Genomic DNA, 259 nt, shown 5'->3' on the forward strand with positions numbered 1-259 from the left:
CCGCTTTCCTTGGGAGTGGCTGGTCGAATCATCTCCCGCGCGTTTGAAAAAGGCTTGTTGATCTATCCGGCAACCGGTGGGCTGGAAGGGGTCGCGGGCGATGCCATTATCGTTTCTCCGCCGCTCGTTGTCACCCGGGAAGAAGTGGATGAGATTGTCCACATCCTGCGATTTGCGATCGAAGAGGTGCAGGCGGAGTTACAACAGGAAGGACATCTTGCGTAAAGAAATGGGTGGTGATACGAGCATGGGCGATCGT

The 259-nt window shown here is 55.6% G+C and carries 1 pseudogene; it reads left to right on the top strand.

Annotated features, from left to right (window positions below):
* Nucleotides 1–225: pseudogene (locus MXD62_RS08980) on the top strand (aspartate aminotransferase family protein); the annotation flags it as partial.
* Between the last annotated feature and the right edge of the window lie 34 nt (nt 226–259).

Origin of the sequence: Frankia sp. Mgl5 (genome assembly GCF_023242985.1) — a bacterium.
Taxonomy (GTDB): domain Bacteria; phylum Actinomycetota; class Actinomycetes; order Frankiales; family Frankiaceae; genus Parafrankia; species Parafrankia soli.